This window comes from Acidovorax sp. LjRoot204 (assembly GCF_056175785.1).
Genome location: NZ_JBGFFF010000323.1, coordinates 1 through 1,667, shown reverse-complemented (window position 1 = coordinate 1,667; position 1,667 = coordinate 1). Strand labels below are relative to the sequence as shown.

The following is a 1,667-nucleotide window of genomic DNA, read 5'->3' as shown; positions in this document are numbered from 1 at the left end:
GTTGTGCCCCCGGTTGTGCGCGTGATGCCCTAGCCGGGTCGGGCTGCGCCCGACGGATTGATCCTAGTTTGAACTGGCCCCATGGAGGGCCAGCATTGATTTTTATGACTGAAACCACTGCCACCAGCACGGGCCGCATACGCACCCGTTTTGCACCGTCGCCCACCGGCTTCATCCACCTGGGCAATATCCGCTCGGCGCTGTATCCCTGGGCGTTTGCCCGTGCCACGGGGGGGGATTTCATTTTGCGCATCGAAGACACCGACCTAGAGCGCTCCAGCCAGGCGGCGGTGGACGTCATCATCGAGGGCATGGCCTGGTTGGGTCTGAACCACGACGAAGGCCCGTTCTATCAGATGCAGCGCATGGATCGTTACAAGGCGGTCCTTGCAGAGTTGCAGGTCGCCGGTCACGTGTATCCCTGCTACATGAGCGTGGCTGAGCTGGATGCCCTGCGCGAGCGGCAGATGGCTGCCAAGGAGAAGCCTCGCTACGACGGCACATGGCGTCCTGAAGCTGGCAAGACCTTGCCAGCCATTCCTGAAGGCGTGCAGCCGGTGCTGCGCTTCAAGAACCCACAGGGCGGCGTTGTGGCCTGGGACGACAAGGTCAAGGGCCGCATTGAGATCAGCAATGATGAGCTGGATGACCTGGTCATCGCACGGCCCGATGGCACGCCCACCTATAACTTTTGCGTGGTGGTGGACGATATCGACATGGCGATCACGCACGTGATCCGAGGCGATGACCATGTGAACAACACGCCGCGTCAGATCAACATCTTCCGCGCCCTGGGCAAGGAACCCCCGGTGTATGCCCACCTGCCCACTGTGCTCAACGAGCAGGGCGAGAAGATGAGCAAGCGCAACGGCGCCAAGCCCGTGACGCAATACCGCGATGAAGGCTATCTGCCCGATGCCATGGTGAACTATCTGGCGCGTCTGGGCTGGAGTCACGGCGACGATGAGATCTTCAGCCGCGAGCAGTTTCTGAGGTGGTTCAACCTCGACCATCTGGGCCGCAGCGCGGCGCAGTTCGATGAGGCCAAGCTACGCTGGGTGAATGCCCAGCACCTGAAAGCCATGGCTGACGACGCTTTGGCCGCGCTGGTTGCTCCGCAATTGCAGGCGCGTGGTGTTTCGGCTGAGGCGCTGGCCGATGGGCGCCTGCCCCGGATCTGTGCGCTGTTCAAAGACCGGTGCGACACCACCGTCGTGCTTGCCAACTGGGCGCAGGTGTTCTATGGCGACGTGGCTCCGGTGGATGCAGAGCGCGCTCAGCATGTCACCAATGCCATTGCGCCCGCTCTGGACGCACTGGCTGAAGCGCTGTCCGCCTGCGAGTGGGACAAGGCGTCCATCAGTGCTGCGTTCAAGCAGGTGCTGACGGCTCAGGGTCTGAAGATGCCCCAGCTGGCGATGCCTGCGCGTGTCCTGACGGTCGGAACTGCCCACACACCATCGGTCGATGCTGTGCTGGAACTGGTCGGACGTGAAAAAGTTATAGCGCGTTTGCGAAACCGCTAAAAATCTGTCTATAATTCAAGGCTCAGGTGATGACAACAAATACAAAGTGTTTGAAGTCATTCAGTGGGGGTATAGCTCAGCTGGGAGAGCGCTTGCATGGCATGCAAGAGGTCATCGGTTCGATCCCGTTTACCTCCACCA

General features: G+C 60.7%; 1 protein-coding gene and 1 tRNA gene. Both read left to right on the top strand.

Annotated elements, in window-relative coordinates; all coding sequences use genetic code 11:
• The first annotated feature begins 104 nt into the window (after positions 1-104).
• A complete protein-coding gene (gltX, locus tag AC04MI_RS25020) occupies positions 105-1,526 on the top strand; it encodes a glutamate--tRNA ligase (RefSeq protein WP_436077127.1) in 1,422 nt (473 codons plus the stop codon).
• Between the two features lie 65 nt (positions 1,527-1,591).
• Positions 1,592-1,667: transfer RNA gene (locus tag AC04MI_RS25015), tRNA-Ala, on the top strand.

Excerpts from the sequence above, each read along its gene's own strand:
- gltX (WP_436077127.1), top strand. The coding sequence starts at position 105 with ATGACTGAAACCACTGCCACCAGCACGGGCCGCATACGCACCCGTTTT.